1 protein-coding gene is annotated in these 263 nt (G+C 38.0%); it reads right to left on the bottom strand.

Features of this window, described 5'->3' with window-relative positions:
- On the bottom strand, positions 1-263 hold a 263-nt coding region (locus ACRHOC_RS14875), incomplete at both ends, for a SulP family inorganic anion transporter (RefSeq protein ID WP_431159414.1).

The raw sequence follows: 263 nt of genomic DNA, 5'->3' as shown, positions 1-263 counted from the left end.
ACTGTTAATCCTGAAACTAAGATTAGTACGATTACATCAGCTAAAGGAATCTTATTCATAATCCTGAAACTTGACCAAGCAAACGTACCTATTACTACCATGAACATCACTCCTACTAATGCTGCAATAGGTACTTGCTCAATTAATCCTGAAGCAAATAAAATGAACATCAATAAAGCTAGTGCAGCAACAATTCCTGATAGACGTCCTCTACCTCCTCCCTTAATATTGATAATAGACTGACCGATCATTGCACAGCCGCC

The sequence above is a fragment of the Winogradskyella poriferorum genome (genome assembly GCF_050618035.1).
Taxonomy (GTDB): Bacteria; Bacteroidota; Bacteroidia; order Flavobacteriales; family Flavobacteriaceae; genus Winogradskyella; species Winogradskyella poriferorum_A.
Note: the sequence above shows the minus strand (reverse complement) of the source record. Positions and strands in the feature narration are given on the sequence as shown.